Origin of the sequence: Gimesia chilikensis (assembly GCF_008329715.1) — a bacterium.
GTDB lineage: Bacteria > Planctomycetota > Planctomycetia > Planctomycetales > Planctomycetaceae > Gimesia > Gimesia chilikensis.
The window spans coordinates 449,264-467,679 of sequence record NZ_VTSR01000009.1; the positions used below are offsets into that span (position 1 = coordinate 449,264).

General features: G+C 53.4%; 13 protein-coding genes. 5 read left to right on the plus strand and 8 right to left on the minus strand.

The window, feature by feature from the left end; translation table 11 throughout:
* Nucleotides 1-23: 23 nt before the first annotated feature.
* From FYZ48_RS14945 to FYZ48_RS14960, 4 genes are all read right to left on the minus strand, one after another.
* The gene (locus tag FYZ48_RS14945; RefSeq protein WP_149341678.1) at nucleotides 24-2,309 is read right to left on the minus strand and encodes a tetratricopeptide repeat protein; all 2,286 of its coding nucleotides are present in this window, start codon (nucleotides 2,307-2,309) and stop codon (nucleotides 24-26) included.
* Between the two features lie 432 nt (nucleotides 2,310-2,741).
* Nucleotides 2,742-3,335 carry a hypothetical protein gene (locus FYZ48_RS29270; RefSeq protein WP_187782034.1) on the minus strand — a complete coding sequence of 198 codons (594 nt, stop codon included), beginning with the start codon at nucleotides 3,333-3,335 and terminating at the stop codon, nucleotides 2,742-2,744.
* Nucleotides 3,336-3,456: 121 nt separating this feature from the next.
* On the minus strand, nucleotides 3,457-5,682 hold the full coding sequence (locus FYZ48_RS14955) for a type II and III secretion system protein family protein (protein ID WP_149341680.1): 2,226 nt from the start codon (nucleotides 5,680-5,682) through the stop codon (nucleotides 3,457-3,459).
* 454 nt (nucleotides 5,683-6,136) lie between these two features.
* Complete coding sequence (locus tag FYZ48_RS14960; RefSeq protein WP_149341682.1) at nucleotides 6,137-6,820, minus strand: hypothetical protein; 684 nt, start codon at nucleotides 6,818-6,820, stop codon at nucleotides 6,137-6,139.
* A gap of 552 nt (nucleotides 6,821-7,372) precedes the next feature.
* Between FYZ48_RS14960 and FYZ48_RS14965 the strand changes: the two genes are divergently transcribed.
* The gene (locus FYZ48_RS14965) at nucleotides 7,373-8,113 is read left to right on the plus strand and encodes a hypothetical protein (RefSeq protein ID WP_149341685.1); all 741 of its coding nucleotides are present in this window, start codon (nucleotides 7,373-7,375) and stop codon (nucleotides 8,111-8,113) included.
* Between the two features lie 21 nt (nucleotides 8,114-8,134).
* Here FYZ48_RS14965 and mtnA read toward each other — a convergent pair whose 3' ends face one another.
* A complete protein-coding gene (mtnA, locus tag FYZ48_RS14970; RefSeq protein WP_149341756.1) occupies nucleotides 8,135-9,223 on the minus strand; it encodes an S-methyl-5-thioribose-1-phosphate isomerase in 1,089 nt (362 codons plus the stop codon).
* 236 nt (nucleotides 9,224-9,459) lie between these two features.
* Between mtnA and FYZ48_RS14975 the strand changes: the two genes are divergently transcribed.
* The 3 genes from FYZ48_RS14975 (at nucleotide 9,460) to FYZ48_RS14985 (ending at nucleotide 12,217) form a co-directional block, all read left to right on the plus strand.
* Nucleotides 9,460-10,140, plus strand: coding sequence for a 3-keto-disaccharide hydrolase (locus FYZ48_RS14975; RefSeq protein ID WP_242022668.1), 681 nt, complete (start codon nucleotides 9,460-9,462; stop codon nucleotides 10,138-10,140).
* A gap of 54 nt (nucleotides 10,141-10,194) precedes the next feature.
* Nucleotides 10,195-11,481, plus strand: coding sequence for a Gfo/Idh/MocA family protein (locus FYZ48_RS14980; protein WP_149341687.1), 1,287 nt, complete (start codon nucleotides 10,195-10,197; stop codon nucleotides 11,479-11,481).
* A 247-nt stretch (nucleotides 11,482-11,728) separates the two neighbouring features.
* Nucleotides 11,729-12,217 carry a hypothetical protein gene (locus FYZ48_RS14985; RefSeq protein ID WP_149341690.1) on the plus strand — a complete coding sequence of 163 codons (489 nt, stop codon included), beginning with the start codon at nucleotides 11,729-11,731 and terminating at the stop codon, nucleotides 12,215-12,217.
* Here FYZ48_RS14985 and FYZ48_RS14990 read toward each other — a convergent pair.
* Nucleotides 12,174-13,046: a sugar transferase gene (locus FYZ48_RS14990; protein ID WP_149341692.1), complete on the minus strand. Its 873-nt coding sequence runs from the start codon at nucleotides 13,044-13,046 to the stop codon at nucleotides 12,174-12,176. The genes FYZ48_RS14985 and FYZ48_RS14990 overlap by 44 nt on opposite strands.
* A gap of 309 nt (nucleotides 13,047-13,355) precedes the next feature.
* Nucleotides 13,356-15,509, minus strand: a complete 2,154-nt coding sequence (gene glgP, locus FYZ48_RS14995; RefSeq protein WP_145181059.1) for an alpha-glucan family phosphorylase — start codon at nucleotides 15,507-15,509, stop codon at nucleotides 13,356-13,358.
* A gap of 393 nt (nucleotides 15,510-15,902) precedes the next feature.
* On the opposite strand from glgP, the gene FYZ48_RS15000 reads away from it, so the two are divergent.
* On the plus strand, nucleotides 15,903-16,784 hold the full coding sequence (locus FYZ48_RS15000) for an NAD(P)H-hydrate dehydratase (RefSeq protein ID WP_149341694.1): 882 nt from the start codon (nucleotides 15,903-15,905) through the stop codon (nucleotides 16,782-16,784).
* Nucleotides 16,785-16,870: 86 nt separating this feature from the next.
* Here FYZ48_RS15000 and FYZ48_RS15005 read toward each other — a convergent pair whose 3' ends face one another.
* Nucleotides 16,871-18,085, minus strand: a complete 1,215-nt coding sequence (locus FYZ48_RS15005; RefSeq protein ID WP_149341697.1) for a C45 family autoproteolytic acyltransferase/hydolase — start codon at nucleotides 18,083-18,085, stop codon at nucleotides 16,871-16,873.
* Between the last annotated feature and the right edge of the window lie 331 nt (nucleotides 18,086-18,416).

Sequence of the window (18,416 nt, forward strand, 5' to 3'; positions counted from 1 at the left end):
AGCAAGGCGAACTCAGAGTGAACTTAATATTGTCTCTGTGGATCTGAGAACTGATATTGAGAGTTTGTCGGCTGACTTCCCCACTGGAAAGGCGAAGCCGACTGCTGATTGAGATTTTGAGTTCCGTTCAGATTACCCTGATAGCCGGGTTGAAGATCGCCGGCCGTTCCCGCTGCGTTCTGGAGACGCACGTTTGCCGGAGCCGCCACCGGGTTGTTGGAGAACATCTCCGATTGTGGCAAAGCTGAGGACATCGGCTGTCCCTGTGCAGGAAAGCGTTGTGGCATCGAAGCATGATAGACATTGCCCTGCCCGGCAGTCTGACCCGAGTATTCATAGCCGGCCTGTCTGACACTACCCTGTGGCATGCCCTGCCCCATTTGTGGCTGGAGTCCGTTCGGGCCATTCGTCCCATAGGCATTCTGGAAAGGAACCTGGGCTGAAGCAGGAATGACGCCTCCGGATCCCATCTGAGAACTCATCAGGGGAGAGCTATTTCCCTGCATTTGTCCCGGGGCGGAATCGCTCATGGGAAACATCTGGCCGGGGCCCATGTTCATACCGGTGCGGGCCACTTCCCGCATCAGGTCCTGATCGTTCTGTGGAGGATTCTGTCCGGCTTCCGGAGCGCCGCTCTGTGTCGAACGGTAATCGGGAAACTGGCCTGGAGTCGACTGATACTGATTTCCATACAACTGTTGACCCGGCTGGGGACCACGAACGGGCATCATCTGTTGCGGTGCTGACTGCATTGGCTGATAGCCGGGTGGTACATTACGGTACTGTCCCTGCAACTGATTTGGAGGATACCCCTGATAGTTCTGTTGAGGTAAGGACTGATTGGAGTATGGTCTGGCAGCCATCTGCTGCTGTGGCTGTTGACGATTCTGCAGTTCCTGCTGCTCTTTTTCGGCCCAGTACTGTGAGGCTTCTGCAGCCTGGCTCAAAGTCGGATCATTGGCGGGGGGCCATGCCTGAATCTGCCCTGGTTCGACGGCAGGCTGATTTGCATACTGGTTGACCGGCTGAGGGGATTCAACGGGTTGCTGCTGAGGCATTTGAGATTGTGCGGTCTGGAACTGTGGAGACTGCATCTGTGGCATCTGCAGCTGTGAGTTCTGCAGGGGCGCTGCTGGTGCATGCGATCCCGTTACCTGACGCATCTGTGTCATCGCAGGATTCGGACTGATCGCAGGCAGCTGCTGCGTAGACTGACGTGCCTGAATCGCCTTTTCACGTTCGCGTCGCATCATCTCTGCAATCTGTTGTGTGGGATTCATCGCCGCGGCATCGGGGGAGCTCAGAGGCTGCTGTTCCGGATTGCCATTGCTGGCATACTGGACCGGTTGACCGGGAGCGGACTGCATCTGTCCGACCGGTTGAATTCCCGCGTGAGTGCGTTCTGCACTCTGTTGATTGCCGGGATACTGTGAAAGCTGGTCTGGATACTGCTGGAAGGGAACCTGTCCGCCGGTGGCTGATCCTGGATTCACCCCGGGAAACAAGCGGGCAAATTTTTCCCGTGCCTGGGCTTCTCCACTGGTCTTACGGAACATGGACAGTGCCTGATCGTAGCGTCCGGTGCGTCCGTAATACCAACCCAGATGATCGAGTGACCGGGCATGCGCTGGCTGATACTTCAGAGCTTCTTCCAGATACTTTTCGCCATAATCGTCGCGTCCCTGCAGCATATAGGAATAGCCGATATCACTCAGCAGGTCTGCGTTGGAGGGATCCCGTTTCAAAGCCTGCAGGTAGTAGGCTTCGGCCGCAGGAAAGTTCTGTTTTTTGTCTTCGATGATCGCCAGTCGATGCAGGGCTTCAAAATGCTCGGGATTCATGGCCAGGACACGTTGGTAATAGCCTTGTGCCTTTTCCAGGTTTCCAGAACGATCTGCTTCGTAAGCCTGATTCAATTCCCGTTGCAGACTCGATGCATCGGTCTGCGGTGCTGCGGACTGAGAAGCTGCAGCCTGCAGATCGCTGAGTGGTAATGCCTGGGCTTCTACTTTAGCGGCGGTCTGTACGATCTGTTGCTCCGAACCTTTCAGCGCAGCCAGTTGTTCCGGTGTCACTCCCGATTTCAGTTCCTCACTCAGTCGCTGTCTCCGTGCTTTGGAACGTTCTTGCGCCATCGCTTCTCTCAGCTTCTTCTGAATGGCAGATTCTTCTTCCGTTTCCGGAGAGCGTTCAACGAGCGCTTTACGAGGAGAATCTGAACGACTGGCAAACGGACCAGACTGGCAGCCCGTCCACAGGAAGCCCATGCACGTGAGAGTGAGAATCTGTTGAAACATTCGAGTTTTCATCGGAGATCAACCTTGTTTCCGCGAGTGCAGATCGCTGTGTCTCGTTCAATTCAATGTAGAATGAAAATAGACTGCGATTCACCAGATCCCAGTTTCGGCATTGAGAGAGTTCAATCATCCGAAAACAGTGCACTGACTGAAGCCAGGCACCAGAGACTGGTGGAACAGTTATGAAATGAGGAATTGTGACAGGGAGGTCAAGTATGAGAGAAAGGACTCTATTGGAGTATCAGGCGCGGATTCTAAGAGGAAACCAGAAACGTGTCGATACGAATATCCACACATTTTCAAAATCGCCGACAGGAAAAACGGCAGGAACCCGTTTCACCTAAAGCACTGTGATATAAAAATTTAAAACGCCACAAGCCAAACTGACTTGTGACGTTTTATCAAGTGTATATGAGATTTCAGGATTCTAAGCAGGCGAGGTATTTAGAAACCACCGAGCCCACCACCGCCGCCGCCAAAACCGCCGCCGCCGCCGAATCCACCACCACCGCCACCGAATCCTCCACCAAAACCACCGCGGGTAGAGATGAAACGATAGTAGTCGATTTCCGCTTCTCGTGAGTTTAGCGAACGGGAATAAGGAGTCGCGACAACCGTACGTTGATCGGCGTCCTGATTTCCGAGATCGGTCAGGATCCGCGCGACCAGTTGCCGACGATAAGCGTCCAACTCGGGCGCATAGTTGTTATCACTGCGTTCCACAATGACCGGGTAAGGGGTGCTGCGCATGCGGGCACCAATTTCCAGAATATGATCCTTACCATTCGTGGTCAGCTCGGCACTGTTTTCGACGAATTCGTTCCGGTTGATGATGAAGTCAACCGCTTCGGCATTCGATTCCATGGTGTGGTAATGCGCACGGTTGACACTTCCCAGAGGATAGACCTCCGGAATTGCCAGGGAGCGCTTATGGAATCCCCAGTTGCCGCCTCCACCCCAGCGGCAGCAACCAGCTACCAGCATCAGACAGCTGGCAGTAAGGATCCATTTTTGTATTATCGTGAAACGGGCCATCATGTCCCTCGGTACTTACGACTTAATATCTGGTGATGAACTACAGCGGTGTATGCTGACGGTCCATCATTATTTTGCAGGCTGATTTGCTGCTGGTAAACGTGCCTGCCCATTCACCTGAAATTTATTTTCCCTGACCAATCCAGGGAAATCCGGATCGGCTGTCCTGCGGTTCTGCAGACTGCTGTCTCATGCGGGTATCAATGTAACCGGTCGGCTGAATCTGGCTGTCCATCTCGGGAGCCGAATTCTGGAAGCGATCCTTGATCATCTGTGTGAATCGACGCTGTCCCGGTTGTTGTCCCTGGTTTCTTCTTGAAAACCCGGTCGACTGTGCCTGTGGCCCGCTGACACCGGGAGCCGGTGGTGGCGGTAAAGGCTGATGCGACTGGATCGGACCTGGTGACTGAGCCGGTTGCTGAGGCTGGGTGGGAAAACCACCGCCCCGTTGCGGAATCGGTTGTGTCACAGGTCCCTGCTGATAGGTGCCTGTCTGTTCCGGCGGATAGTAAGGAAAAGCAGGAGACGGATTGAATGGCTGGTAACCAACCTCAATTCCCTGTCCGGCTCCTCGACCGTAGGGCTGCAACTGATAGACGGCACGATCGGGAGCACCTTCGGTCATGTTATATTTATAGAATTCTTTGTCGTGGGGAACGGTAACTTCATGCCCGGGATAAGGGGGAACTTCATCCTCTTCCATTGGATGTACCAGTTGTGGCGTTACTGTAATCAAGAGCTCTGACTCACCCTGAGTCGATTTCTTGGAACTGAAGAGGTATGCTCCGACCAGGGGAATTTCGCCCAGCCAGGGAATTCGTGTTACTCCCGTGGTGGTATCGTGACCGAACAGACCAGCCAGTACGATAGTCTGGCCTTCACGGAGTTCGACCGTGGTCTGTGCGCGACGTGAGTTCAGTCCGGGGATCCCCTGTACCGAGTTATTATCATTCACCTGACTGTATTCAGGTACAATCCGCATGCGGATCAGGTCCTTATCGAGCACGATCGGTGTGACGACGATTGAGGTACCAAAACCGCGGAAGGTCGTCGATGTCCCCTGTGCTCCTCCGACCCCAACGATGGTCGGTACTGCAAATTCACCCCCAGCCAGGAAGCTGGCAGAGTGACCGCTTAAGACCGTCAGCGTGGGTCGGGCCATAATCTTGGTCGTACCATTCTCGGCCAGAGCGTTGATCAATACATTGACCTCGCCGGCTTCAAAGATACCAGTCAGCGTTGAAGGGACCCCGCCCATCGTTGATCCCAGAAACTGACGACCGCCGTCGAACAGCACGCTCAGGTCAACCCCCAGCTGCCGCATCATCGTGCGATTGATCTGGGCAATGGTGACATGAATCATGACCTGGAACTCACCGGGAATCTCCAGCATGTTCACAATCAACGAAGATCCATAGAGGTTATTGCCGTAACTGTTAAGCGCGTCGCCATAACCTCCTCCCCCATAATAACCCGCTCCCACACCGGCAGGCTGTGGTCCGCCCAGGTTTCCTTCGTAGTTGATGACTTCACCACGAATCACATTCATGATGTTTGCCGCTTCGGTGGGATCAGAAGCCTGACCCTTTACGATGATCTTTCGTGACAGGGGAATCAGATAAACCTTACTGTTGGGGAACAGCACGGCAATTTTGCGTTCCAGCTTGCCGTAGTCGATCCGTCGCTGTCCTTCCAGGCTGGGATCCTGAATCGTGTGAACCAGGTATGTGATCGGTGTTTCATCATTTTCGAACCAGAGAGTCAGAGTGGTTGTTCCCAACTCCAGACCCACGATCGAAACTTCAGTCGGGGAATAAGTCACGAATTCAATGATCGAAGGATCAGCGATTGCGTAACGACGAATGCGCGAATTTGTGATAATCAACTGGCTGCGACGAATGATGATTTCCATCTCGTCGAAGATGCCGGGAGTGGAACGAATCTGAGTCGGCAGCGGCTTGCGGGTGATGCGTCCGGTATCCTGCACCATCTGAATCTGTGGCCCCGCATTGGGTGCATGCGCATCCTGAATCGGAATCACACCCTGTGGTTGCTGGGCGACGGGTAACTGTTGTGGATACGACGGTTGTTGATACGATTGAGCAGGAGGAGCGGAAACCTGCATGGGAGCAGGACCATATTGATTCGCAGGCTGATACTGATTTGCGGGAGCATACTGGTTGACGGGCTGCCTGGGTGGCAGCGGACGCATGGATGGCCCCTGGGCAAACGCAGTATGAGCGATCGACGAAAAAGTGATGAAGAACAACGCAGCCCAGTTCATGACAAACTGAGCACGTCGCTTTTCATTATTTCGAAATGCCGATCCATGGCAATTCTGTTTGTACATCCGCAGTCGCTCCCCTATTGCCTGCAAAGAGGAAAAAGGTATTTGCGTTTTACGTGACTTCTCGGCCCGGAATTAATTACCTGCGAGTTCTTGTAACCAGGTTGAAGAATCAGTAAGAACTTTATCTTTATCCAGCAAGTTATCCTTAACTTACTTTCTGCTTATGATTTACTCTGTATTCCACCGTCTCACGCACTTCCGAGGATACGCGATTTTGGACTGCCAATTGACGTATCAGCAGACGCAATTCGGGTAGATAGAGTCCATATTGTATTGTTTGTATCGGCTGATCATGAAATTGGGATTAGAACGGTTCCTGTTAAATTTCCTGATCTCATAGAAAGTTTGAGTGAAAACCCTTAGATCACAGTCCATAAAAAAAGGCCCGAGTGATGCCACCCGGGCCTGATATCAATTTGTCATCAGTTACTCTAAGTTGTCATTTGGTCGAGACTTACCAACGGTAATTGGTATCGCGGTTGTAAGTGGGTGCTCCCGGATTGTACCAGGGACGACGGTAGCTGTATGACGGAAAATAGTAGTGGCCGTATTCATTAGAGCGGTAGAAACCGGGGCCGAAGTGCCGCGTGTACGGATCTCCCCCACTTCCCATCAACGCCTGATTCTGCTGCCCCGTATTGACTTCTCCATGACCGCCATACCAGGTCTGGCCTGCCTGAATTCCCACCTGAGGGCTTGTCATCCCATAGGTTCCGCCGGCTCCCTGTGTCGCACTATAGTAATAAGGACTCCCCACCTGAGGCACCTGGTTGTTGGGCAACCAGTACTGATTGCCTCCTTTCACATAAGGGCCTCCCGAATATCCTGGCACGGGATGAGTCAACGCATCCGGGTCCGCGGGGGGATAATTCCCCTGCTGTTGCTGCTGTACCTGGGGAGGTACCTGAGGCTGCTGTTGTTGTGGCAGATTGTGATAGGGAGCGGGCGTATTATAAGGAGAAGGCACATTCGCGGCCGGATCGGGCTGCGGAGCGACTCCCCGCGGTGGGGGAGGTGGGGGCAATGTCCCCGCTTTCCCCAGATCGGCACCGGGGATAAGTGCATCATCTGCAAACACGGGGCTGGCGCAAATGCAGATCATCAACATCAGAGATGATATTTTCGCATGTGGTTTCATATGTCTCTTCTACCTCATGTATCTAGTTAAAAACACCATCAATGATGATGATCACTCGTCAGCAGGCACACCTGCTAATAGACGTGCCTGAAATATCTATGTTCAATTTATGAATGAGCGCCAAAAACTCCAGTTCATTCCCAGACTTCCCGGTTGGGAAATTCACTCTGGAACTGAACAGCATTCCAAGTCCGCTGGATTGATCGTGGCGCAACCCACCAGCGGGGAGCTCTTCGCGATGACACTCAAACCTACACCATTTTTTGAACCCTGAACGGGAATCTCTATAAATCGAGGTGTTCCCGCCCCGGTTTCGGCAGAATCTGCCGGTTCAGTTTGACTGGATGCTCTAACCCGATTTGAAAATATTCAGGTTGTAGCGCGCGTATGTGATCTACCCGCTATGAATTTTGTGATGAACCTGAAGGTACGGCTGCTGTGAAATCCGATAAAGTAAATACCAGCGCCATCAGTTTGCGCTGACGAAATCACCCAATTATTACGGTTTCAGATAAACAGGGACTCTGTTTTTCGTACAGAGGAATTTCAGCTATGTCGACCACTTTTCTCGCTCTGGCAATCGCGGCCGCTGTCGGCGGTGACCCATCGCTCCCCAACCAGACCTATGGTGCTTACGGTATGACTGAAGTTCCCTACGATGCGGGTACCCCTATGACCAGTGCCGGAGTCACGGGCGGCATCTTCGGGGATCCACTTTACCCCTTCGATTCGCAATACCCCTGGCAGCACGGATATTTCCAGGAAATCTCCCCCTACAGCGGCTATCACTATTTCAAGCCTTACAACTACCGGCACGTACTGTCTCAGACCCAGACAGCCAACGGTTGGGGAATTACACCGCAGCTGGCTTACTCGCAGCACTTCTGGAATCGATACCACGAACAGGCAGCCTGGAAGAACTACGCTCTGCCTCCCCGCGAGGAAGACATTGAAGAAATCCAGAAACGCAAACGGGAGTTCCAGGAAAAACGCATGGATGACAAGAACTCTTCATCCTATTATCAACCACAGCGGGGTATGGTACCGGTGGAGTACCAGCAGCAAAGTAACAACTACCAGCCGCAGAACAATTACCAGCCCCAGAACGGATATCAGCCTCAACCACGCAACTTCCCTCAGTCGTCTTATCAGTATCAGCAGCCACAGTACGAGCAATCTCAGTACCCACAGCAGCAGTACCAGCAACAACAATATCAGCAACAGCAGATGCAGCCGCAGTATCCAACGAATGCTCCCGGCTACAACCAGAACCCGGTTTACATTAACCGCTGATCATAGACTTCAACCCCGGGTTCAACTCTGTACTGGTTCTGAACTGAGTACACGCAGTACTTGCTCTGTTGTGACAGGCTGAATCAGTCCCCGTTCGGTTATGATGCCCCGAATGAACTTTGCCGGTGTCACATCAAACGCAGGGTTGTATACATCAACACCTTCTGGAGCCGTCTGTTTGCCAAATCCGTTGGTGATCTCCTCCGGCTGCCGTTCCTCAATCGGAATCTCGGCACCGCTTTCCAGGCTTAAGTCGAACGTACTTGACGGCGCGGCGATATAAAAAGGAATATCGTGCAGACTTGCCAGCAGCGCGACGGAATACGTGCCAATCTTATTCGCGGAATCACCATTAGCGGCGATCCGGTCTGCTCCGGTCACCACGGCCTGGATCTTCCCTTCTTTCATGACCCAGCCCGCCATCGAGTCACTGATGAGAGTCACGGGAACATTCCGCTGCATCAGTTCCCAGGTCGTCAGTCGCGCGCCCTGTAATAACGGACGGGTCTCGTCAGCGTAAACGCGAATCCCCTTCCCCTGCTTTGCGGCTTCGAAGAAGACCGCCAGGGCCGTCCCTCCACCCGAAGTCGCCAGGCCGCCGGCATTGCAGTGTGTCAACACACCATCACCGGGAGAGAGCAGCGCCGCTCCCACTTCACCAATTTTATGACACATCTCCAGATCTTCGACTTCAATCCGCCGTGCTTCTTCCAGCAGCAGCGCATGTATTTCACCACTGTCCAGATCCGCCGAATCCGCAGCCAGCTTCTGTAATCGATCGAGTGCCCAGAACAGGTTCACCGCCGTCGGCCGGCTCCCTGCCAGATAGTCGGCAACGGTTTTCAGTCGTTGATCAAATTCCTCACGCGAAGTGCCTGCGTCCGTTTGCAAACCTACGACGACACCATAGGCGGCTGCGATCCCGATCGCTGGGGCACCGCGTACGCGCAACTTCTTGATTGCTTCCCAAACCGTTTCGACATCTCGACATTCAATTTCCTTATACTCGGTCGGCAACAGAGTCTGATCGATCATCTTCAGATATCCATCTGTTCCACCCACCCAGTGAAGTGTGGCGACATCGGAACTGGCCTCATGCTCGGTATTCATATTCATTTGTCTTCTATTTGATGTAAGAAATCAATTGGCTAAGGAAGCGTCTGAAGTGCATTCTAATCGAAATCACCTCAAACAAAAAACCCTGTGGTTTCACGAGCTTTTCCATTGATTCTGGTAATCTGTGTCTGGTATGCTCAAAACACTCTCCTTTTTAAAGATCCTTAAATATCACAGGATTTTTCCTTCCTGCCTAACTGAATAACAGCTGAATTCAAGGAATCAACGCTATGCTTCTGACTGCCCGTAAAATCTTTACCCTCTCTCTGCTGACCATCGCCGGTCTGATGGTTTCCGTGACTGCTCCTCTGAACGCCGAAGAACACTGCGAAAGCGATTTCGTCAGCATCTTCAACGGCAAAAATCTGGATGGCTGGCAAGGTGCGACCGACGGGTACTACGTCAAAGACGGCATGCTGATCAGCAAGAAAGAAAGTGGCGGTAACCTCTTCACCGACAAAGAATACACCAACTTCGTACTGCGTTTTGATTTCAAACTCGACGCCGGCGCTAACAACGGAATCGGTTTCCACGTTCCCCTGAAACCCAAAACCAGCCCTGCCTATGCCGGTAAGGAACTTCAGATCCTGGACAACACCGCTGAAAAATATGCCAAGCTGCAGGACTATCAGTACCATGGTTCGCTCTACGGAACAGCTGCTGCCAAGCGTGGCTATCTGAATCCTGTGGGAGAATGGAACACCCAGGAAGTTCTCGTGAATGGGAACCATGTCAAAGTGACCCTCAACGGTACTGTTATTCTGGACTACGACATGGGAGACGCCAAGAAGAATGGCACGATCGATCACAAAGATCACCCCGGTCTCAAACGGGACAAGGGTTATATCTGTCTGTGCGGCCATGGCGCCGAAATCGAGTTCAAAGATTTCCGGATCAAAGAACTCAAATAGTCGCTCTCCAGACGGAATCAGATCCTTCACACCACGACAACAGGAAAAGTACGTATGAGCTCTGAACAGCAACCGGCTTCCAGCGAAGTCACGCGCAGAAGTTTCCTCCGCACCGGCGGTGCCGCAGCCGCCGGTCTCGCCTGGACCGCAAAAAGTTATGCCAGCATCCTGGGCGCCAACGATCGAATTCGCATCGGTTTTATCGGTGCGGGCGGAATGGCCAACGCCCACATGAATACGTTCAACGCGATCAAAGATAAGAATAATCTCGAAGCGATCGCCGTTGCCGACTGCTGGCAAACCCGCGCAGAAGAAGGCAAAACCAAAACCGGCGCACAACACGCATTTGGTGACTACCAGAAAGTACTCGAGATCAAGGACATCGACTACGTCACGATCGCGACGCCGGAACACTGGCACTCCCAGATGACCATCGATGCCCTCGACGCCGGCAAAGCCGTCTACTGTGAAAAACCGATGACGCACAGCATCCCCGAAGCTCAGGCTGTCATCAAAAAGCAGAAAGAGACCAAGCTGCCGATCCAGGTTGGTGTGCAGGGCATGTCTGACGATTCTTACTCTTCCGCGGCGAAGGCCATCGAAGAGGGAGTACTCGGTCAGGTTGTGCAGGCCCAGATCGAATACGTGCGTCGTTACGGCGAACAGGGTCCCTGGCGTCGTCCCGGCCTGAAAGACAATGAACCCAAACCGGCCGACCTCGACTGGAACGCCTGGCTCGGTAAAGCACCGAAGATCGACTGGAACCCGCACCACTACTTCGAGTGGCGGAACTATGGTCAGTATTCGGGCGGGATCTGCACCGACTTGTTCATTCACCGCATCACTCGCATCATGAAGGCCTGTAACCTGCTCTATCCACGACGTGTCGTTGGGATGGGCGGAATCTGGCAATGGAATGACGGTCGCAACCTGCCGGACAACTTCGAGATGATCTGCGAGTATCCACGGGGTATGACCGTTTACGTACTGGGTACCATGAGCAACCGGGTGGGTATCGACCACCTGATCCGCGGCTATCGCGGCACACTCTACTTCACCCGTGAAGGCTGGGTCGCCAAAGATAAAGACGGCAAAGTCCTTGCGGAACACAAAAAGTCGGGTGCAGAAGATACGAAGCTGCATCATACGAACCTGCAAAACCATCTGCGCAACGGCGAACCACTCAACTGCCCTACCGAACTCGGACTGGCTGGTGTTGTCGCCGTCAACATGGCCAACGAATCATGGCGGTCCGGACAGATGATGGGCTGGGATACCGAAAACGAGAAGATGGCTCCTGCCAATACTCTGGAACTCAGCCACTTCCCGGAAACCACCTAATCGTTAACTCAGCGACACTGGATTTCACCCACGCCCTGGCAACAGGGCGTTTTTTATTTACTGAATGCCGCGTCACCATTTTTAAAACGCATCGCATTCTACGCGAAGGCACCAGCGGCTCAAGCTGAAGTTGTTGCACTGTTCATTTAGAAAACGGGGTGAAGATCCGGTACTCAGCATGAATTTACTGGGAGTTGAAACAACCATACATTAGAATCAAAGAGGATTTTAATGAAAGCAGATCGGCATGTTTCGCTCTAAAACCATAATCTCTCTCTGCATTCTTCTCGGCACCGGTCTGGGCTGGTTTCTCGCGCACGAGTACTGGACGAACCACCTGTTAGAGTGGCAAGAAAAGACGGTCATCGATAACCACGATCAAGCCATCTGCTTCTGGTTGATTTACGGCAGTGCTCTGCTCGCCACTCTCGTAGCCAGTTGGAAAGAACGAACTTCACTCTGGCTCTCGCTGATCGGTATCACAGTCGGCTGGTTTATCTTTTCTTTATTCGCAGGCCCGGCTTATAGCTTCAGCCCCACGGCAACGCAACAGGGGCTCCTTCCAGCAGAAGTCATCCAAGAACAGTTAAACCGACAGACATTTGGAATGCTCCTCGGTGCGTTACTCTTTGTCTACTGGCCTGAAATTGGTCGCTTCCTGAATTCGCTGAACGGAAAACATTCCGCTGCGCTTACAGCGCCCCGCTCCCCGTCAGAATCACACGGATCGTCTTGAAGAGGATCTTGATGTCATTCCAGATGCAGCAGTTCTGTAGATACATCAGGTCCAGAGAAACCTTTCTACGGAAACTCTCCACGTTGTTGTCGTAGCCGTTGACGATCTGGGCGACTCCGGTCAACCCGGGCTTCAGGCCCAGACGATCGATGTAGCCGGGAATCTCTTTGTTCAAGCCTTCGATGAACTCAGGCCGTTCCGGCCGAGGCCCCACCAGTGACATCTCACCTTTGAGTACGTTCCAGAGTTGCGGCAGCTCATCGAGTCGCGTCTTTCGCATGAAGCGTCCCAGCTTCGTCACGCGTGGATCTCCTTTAACGGCGAACTGTGCGCCGTTCTTTTCTGCATCCACACTCATCGTTCGGAACTTGTACAACGTAAACGGCATCCCATAACCGCGCTCATCGCGGCGGTCATTGCCGGCAACACGACGATCCCGGGACAGGTTCAGATCTGACAGATCAACCTGTTCCTGACGCCGATCGTTTTTGTTTTTCTTACGGTAATTCAGACCAACGCGGGTCTGTTTGAAGATGGCGGGACCGGGTGACGACAGCTTGACCAGCACAATCAGCGTGAGCAGTAACGGCGACAGGATCACCAGCATCGTTGCTGATACGAAGATGTCCATCAGCCGCTTGACCAGCCGAGTCCGCTCTGTCAGACACCGCACATCCACGCGCGGCTCTTCCAGATGCAAACGGGTCAGCCACCCCGTGGAACGCCACAGTTCCACATCCAGATAGCCCTTGACCAGATCCGAAAGTTCTCCGGGTGGGATCGTACCTTTGACCGGAGTATTTGATTGATTTGCCAGCACTGAACTCATGGGGAAACGCTTTCTGCTACCGGGAGATTTTGAGCAGGCCGTGGCTTGTTACCTCATAAGCAACTGGCTGGCTTTAACTTCCTGCCCGTTCTTTCGCCGTCGGCCCGTTCGTGAATTACTAGATTCACTTAAAAATTAGCTCCCAATTACCCCCCATGTTTCCCGGGAAGTACAGATTTTCCGAGTCCATCCCCTTTCACTTTCAGCTTTGTCAGATCCTAATAAAAAAACGGTCACAGGAGAAATAATGATCATCTCTCCTGTGACCGTTGTAGCGATTGTTATGACTGTGGAATTGATCAGTTCCGTCTACAGAGAGGAATCTCCCTTGATCTGGCTGGACAGACCACCAGCGGCGGGCAGATACATTTTCTCTGCATAGTCCATCACCATCCGGTCCGCATTGAACCGCCAGCCCAGTGTCCGGATCGCCCGTTTCATGCGGTGGATCCAGCCTAAAGGCAGGTCATCGTAGTTTCGATCGTAGTACAACGGAATGACTTCATCACGCAGCACCCTCATCAGGTTCACACCGTCACGGTCGTCCTGAATCTCCTGGTTGACGTGTGTCCGACCTTCGCCGATCGCAAAACCGTTGCTGCCATCGAAGGCTTCCGCCCACCAGCCATCCAGGATGGAACAGTTTAAGCCACCGTTCAACACCACCTTCTGACCACTGGTGCCCGATGCTTCCAGAGGACGCCGCGGATTATTCAACCAGACGTCAACACCCTGTACCAGGTGACGACCCAGGTTGATGTCATAATCTTCCAGCAGAACAATCTTCCCACGGAACGGCGGTTCCTGGGTCAGCTTGAAGATCCGCTGAATGATCTGCTTTCCGCGTTCATCGGCGGGGTGTGCTTTACCTGCAAAGATGAACTGCACAGGCCGCTCGGAATCTTCGATGATCTTCAGGAAGTTTTCCATGTCCTTCATCACCAGGTCCGCACGTTTATAAGGCGCGAACCGACGGGCAAAACCGATCAGCAGCGCATCCGGGTTCAGTGCATTTCGCAGATGGCCTACTTCTTCTTCCGAAGTCCCACGTCGACGTGCCTGGATTTCCAGCTGATCGCGGGCGTAAATGATCAGACGATTTTTCAACGCCTGATGCGTCTCCCACAAATCCCCGGGGGTAATCTCTTCAATGCCCGCCCAGACGCTGGCTTCACCGGTTCGATAGTACCACTTGGTCGGCAAGACACGGTCGTAAATCACACGCATGGGAGCTGCCAGCCAGGTCGGCATATGCACCCCGTTAGTGATATGTCCGATGGGAATCTCTTCTTCACTCCGCCACGGCCAGAGTGATGCCCACATCCGGCGGCTCACCACTCCGTGCAGGTTCGAAACCGCATTCGCCAGTCGGCTCAGCTTGAATGCGAGCACGGTCATACAGAAGGTCTCACCTTCATTCTGTGGATCGACGCGTCCCAGTCCCATCAACGCATGATGGTCGAGACCCAGCTGATCTCCCAGCGGTCCCACATGTTCTTCCACCAGACCTGCATCAAACCGGTCGTGTCCGGCTGGTACGGGAGTATGAGTGGTGAAGACGCAGGAGGCCGCGACATCACGCAGAGCATCATCGAATGAAAAACCATCTTCATGCATCCGACCACGGATCCGCTCCAGCGGTGCAAAAGCGGAGTGACCTTCATTCATGTGAATCACACTCGGACTGATTCCAATCGCTGCCAGGGCCCGTACACCGCCGATGCCCAGCATGATTTCCTGACGGATACGCGTCCGCTGATCGCCGCCATACAGACGCGCGGTCAGGTTCCGATCCTCTTCACTGTTTTCCGGCACATCGGTATCCAGCAGGTACAGCTTGATACGACCGACGTCAATTCGCCAGACCTTCGCAAAAATCTCACCCGAACGGGTCGCCACGGAAATCATCACCGGCTTACCATCAGGAGTGTAAGCGGGAGAGATCGGCAGATTTTTGGTCTTGGCTTCCGTGTACGATTCCTGCTGCCAGCCCTCTTTGTCGATGTGCTGTGAAAAATAACCTTCGCCGTAGAACAAGCCGACGGCAACCAGGGGAAGTCCCAGGTCAGAGCAGCTTTTCAGATGGTCACCCGCGAGCACACCCAGACCGCCGGAGTAGATATGCAGCGATTCATGAATCCCGAATTCCGCGGAAAAATAAGCCGCACAGCGGTGCCCCAGAATGGTCGCGTTGGTCGACCCCCAGGTCTCCGAACGCTCCATATACTCCCGCCAGCGACGATAAGCCACGTTCACGCGGGAGTGCAGACTCAGGCTGCTCAGTTTCTTTTCCAGTTGCTCAGGACTGTATTCTTCCAGCAGCAGCACCGGATTATGGTTTAAATCCGCCCATCGATCCGGGTCAATCAGATGAAAAATCTGAGTAACGTCAGGCTGCCAACTCCACCACAGGTTACCGGCCAGGTCACATAGCTTCTCATACACAGTTTTCTTGCTTGGCATTGAAGATCCATCCAATCGATTTCGATTTATGCGAGTCCGTCATCCTCCAGAACGATCCCGGGACTGATTGACTGCTGCCCCCGGAGTCATCGCGTAACTGCGATCTCTGGATTATGATAGAAAAAGTAGTCCGTTCAAAAAAGGTACTCAAAGTATAATGATCTCAACGTCGTCTGGGAGCCTTAACAACCAATCTTTCAACAGGTTAACGCGATCTGAAAATGAAGAGCCTCAACCTGTCTCTCCCAGCCATCCCAGACTAACCCCTGCACCCCGATTTCCGGTTTGCTACAATGGTTTTAATCTCAGCCCTGGATCATACTTCGAATCGTTTCAGGCTGACGAAAAGCGAACACATTGTAATCAGGTCCGCCGGATTTGAAAGATTTTAATATGAATATTCAGCGCATCTCAGACCTGCCCTCTCTGCCACAACGCATGACCGACTCACATAAAGGAACCTTCGGCAAAGTTCTGATCATCGCCGGCAGTCCCGGCATGAGTGGCGCGGCCTGTCTGTCGGGCATGGGTGCGCTGCGGGGCGGCTCGGGACTGGTCTTCATCGCGACTCCTGTTTCGGTTCAATCCATTGTGGCCTCAGTCAATCCCTGCTACCTCACCATTCCGCTCGAGATGGACTCTGAAGATCAACTCACTCCCGAGTCCCGCTCAAATCTGCTCGACCAGCTGTCCGGTTTCGATGCCGTCGCCATCGGTCCCGGCTGTGGCCAACGTCCCTGGGTCCGCGATCTGACGCTGCACCTGTATGAGAATCTCACACAACCACTGATCGTCGATGCCGACGGCTTGAACTCACTCGCCGCAGCAGACTCCTCTCTCCCCGATCCGGCCGGCCCCCGAATTCTAACGCCGCATCCCGGCGAATTTTCGCGACTCACCAACATCAGCATCAAAGAGATCACCGCTGACCGGGAAACCCATGCGCTGGAATTTGCCCGACAGCACAAGGTCATCCTGCTCCTCAAAGGCGCAGGCTCCATCATCACCGATGGCTCCCGCATCGCTGTTAATCCAACCGGTAACGCAGGCATGGCGACCGGAGGCACAGGCGATGTCCTCACCGGCTTGACTACCTCCCTTGCCGGTCAGGGACTTCCCCCTTTTGACGCCGCCCAACTGGGAGCGTACCTGCATGGCCTCGCCGGTGACCTGGCTGCTGACGATCTGACGCAACCCGCCATGATCGCCGCTGACCTGATCGACTACCTCCCCGACGCCTGGCACGAACTCCTCGCCAATCAGACAAGTGAGTGAGCGATTGCCGTCGGCCACCGCGTATCATACAGATCGCCACGAAACCGAAAAGCGAAACATCGGGCACCAGTAAACACGCAGCGGGCCTATTTCGTCTTCTGCGAGACTTCCTGGGCAACAGGCATCGGATACTGGGGCGAATTCGCGTCTGGCTTCCGTTTCAGCAGTTCCGATAACTGGAAGCTGAAATACTTCTGATTTGCAGCCGGCTGACCATCGGTGCTGGCATTCGCGACCCACAGCTTCGTCGATTTCGGCTCAAACAGAACGTTGTGCAGATTCGACTTCATTGCCACCGGACGGCTCATCAGCTCGATCGCAGACTCAGCGGTGAATTTGCCATAGCCATTCTTCACCCGCTTCGAGAGTTCCTGGTAACGGTCTCCCGCAGACAGCAGTGCCGCATCTTTGACGGGGTTCGGCAGCAGCGGATGAAATTCGCCAGGTTGAATCACCTGCATCTTCTCCCAACTGGTCGCCATCCCGACCGAGCGATTCGTTTTGCCATCCGCGATCACGTAATAATATTCACACGTACGATAGTTGTCTTTGAAGACCGCAATTGCTTCGTCCAGATCTTTGGCCGTCTCCAGAACTTCGCGAACCAGAAACGCCATCGGCACTCCGGCCCAGTGTCCCAGTCCGCGGCCGCCCATCTCACCAATCGAAACTGACTTCATATTCATTCCGGTGACCGAACCGATGAATCCCGCATAGGTCACATTCACAAAAGGAATGCCCCCCTTCGGCTCCGCGACGACCAGCACTGCATGATCCTGCAGTCCCCAGTCACACGCATAGTCCAGCACACGACCGTGATACAGGGTGCCATCCTTCGTCGCAGTGTTCGCCAGAGAAAATCCGCTGCAGTGGAACATCTCCGGGATGAAGTTCGTCGCCCGTACATCCTCGTAAGTGATTTCCGCACCGGCAGCCAGACCCTGCATTTCCTCAACATACTTTTGCGGCGTATACGGTTTCTGGATCTGAATCACCGTTTCAATCGCCTGGCGGGGTTTGAGCTTCACCAGACCGAAATCCACGAGCGTCGTATCCCCCTTCTCATTCAACAGGTTATACATATTCTTGCGGATGTGTTCCTTCAGCAGCACTCCCTGCTGGTAACCCATTTCGTAATGCGTCCCTTTGAGATGCAGTACCAGGTAGCCATCCACTTTTTCCAGCCAGCCATCACCACAGCGGGCAATCGTCTGAGCCGCAGCGGGTCGCGCTGACAGACAGATCAGGGCTAGAAACAGAAGAAAACTGACACCTGTTAAACGGCGCGGATTACGAAGCATGAGAAGATCCTTTGCTCTTGTCACAACGATCGGAAGTGGTTGATAAGAAGTGAATTCCGGTCTGCCTCATTATGCCAGAATCACTCAGTCTTACAAAATCTATTTTCCCAACTCAACTAAAAAATGAACATAAACTCAGTTTTCAGGCTCTCGTCACAATTCAAACCCCCTTGGACTTGCAAACGGCTACCAGAATGTGTGAAGATTAACCCACACAAAGCCCTGTAAGTTACCGTTGATACCTTACAGTTCAGGCTGGGGTTTCAAAAACTCCTCAGCAACAGCTGAATCGCTGTCGGGCTTGATTTACGCCTCATCCTAAGCTCCCTTG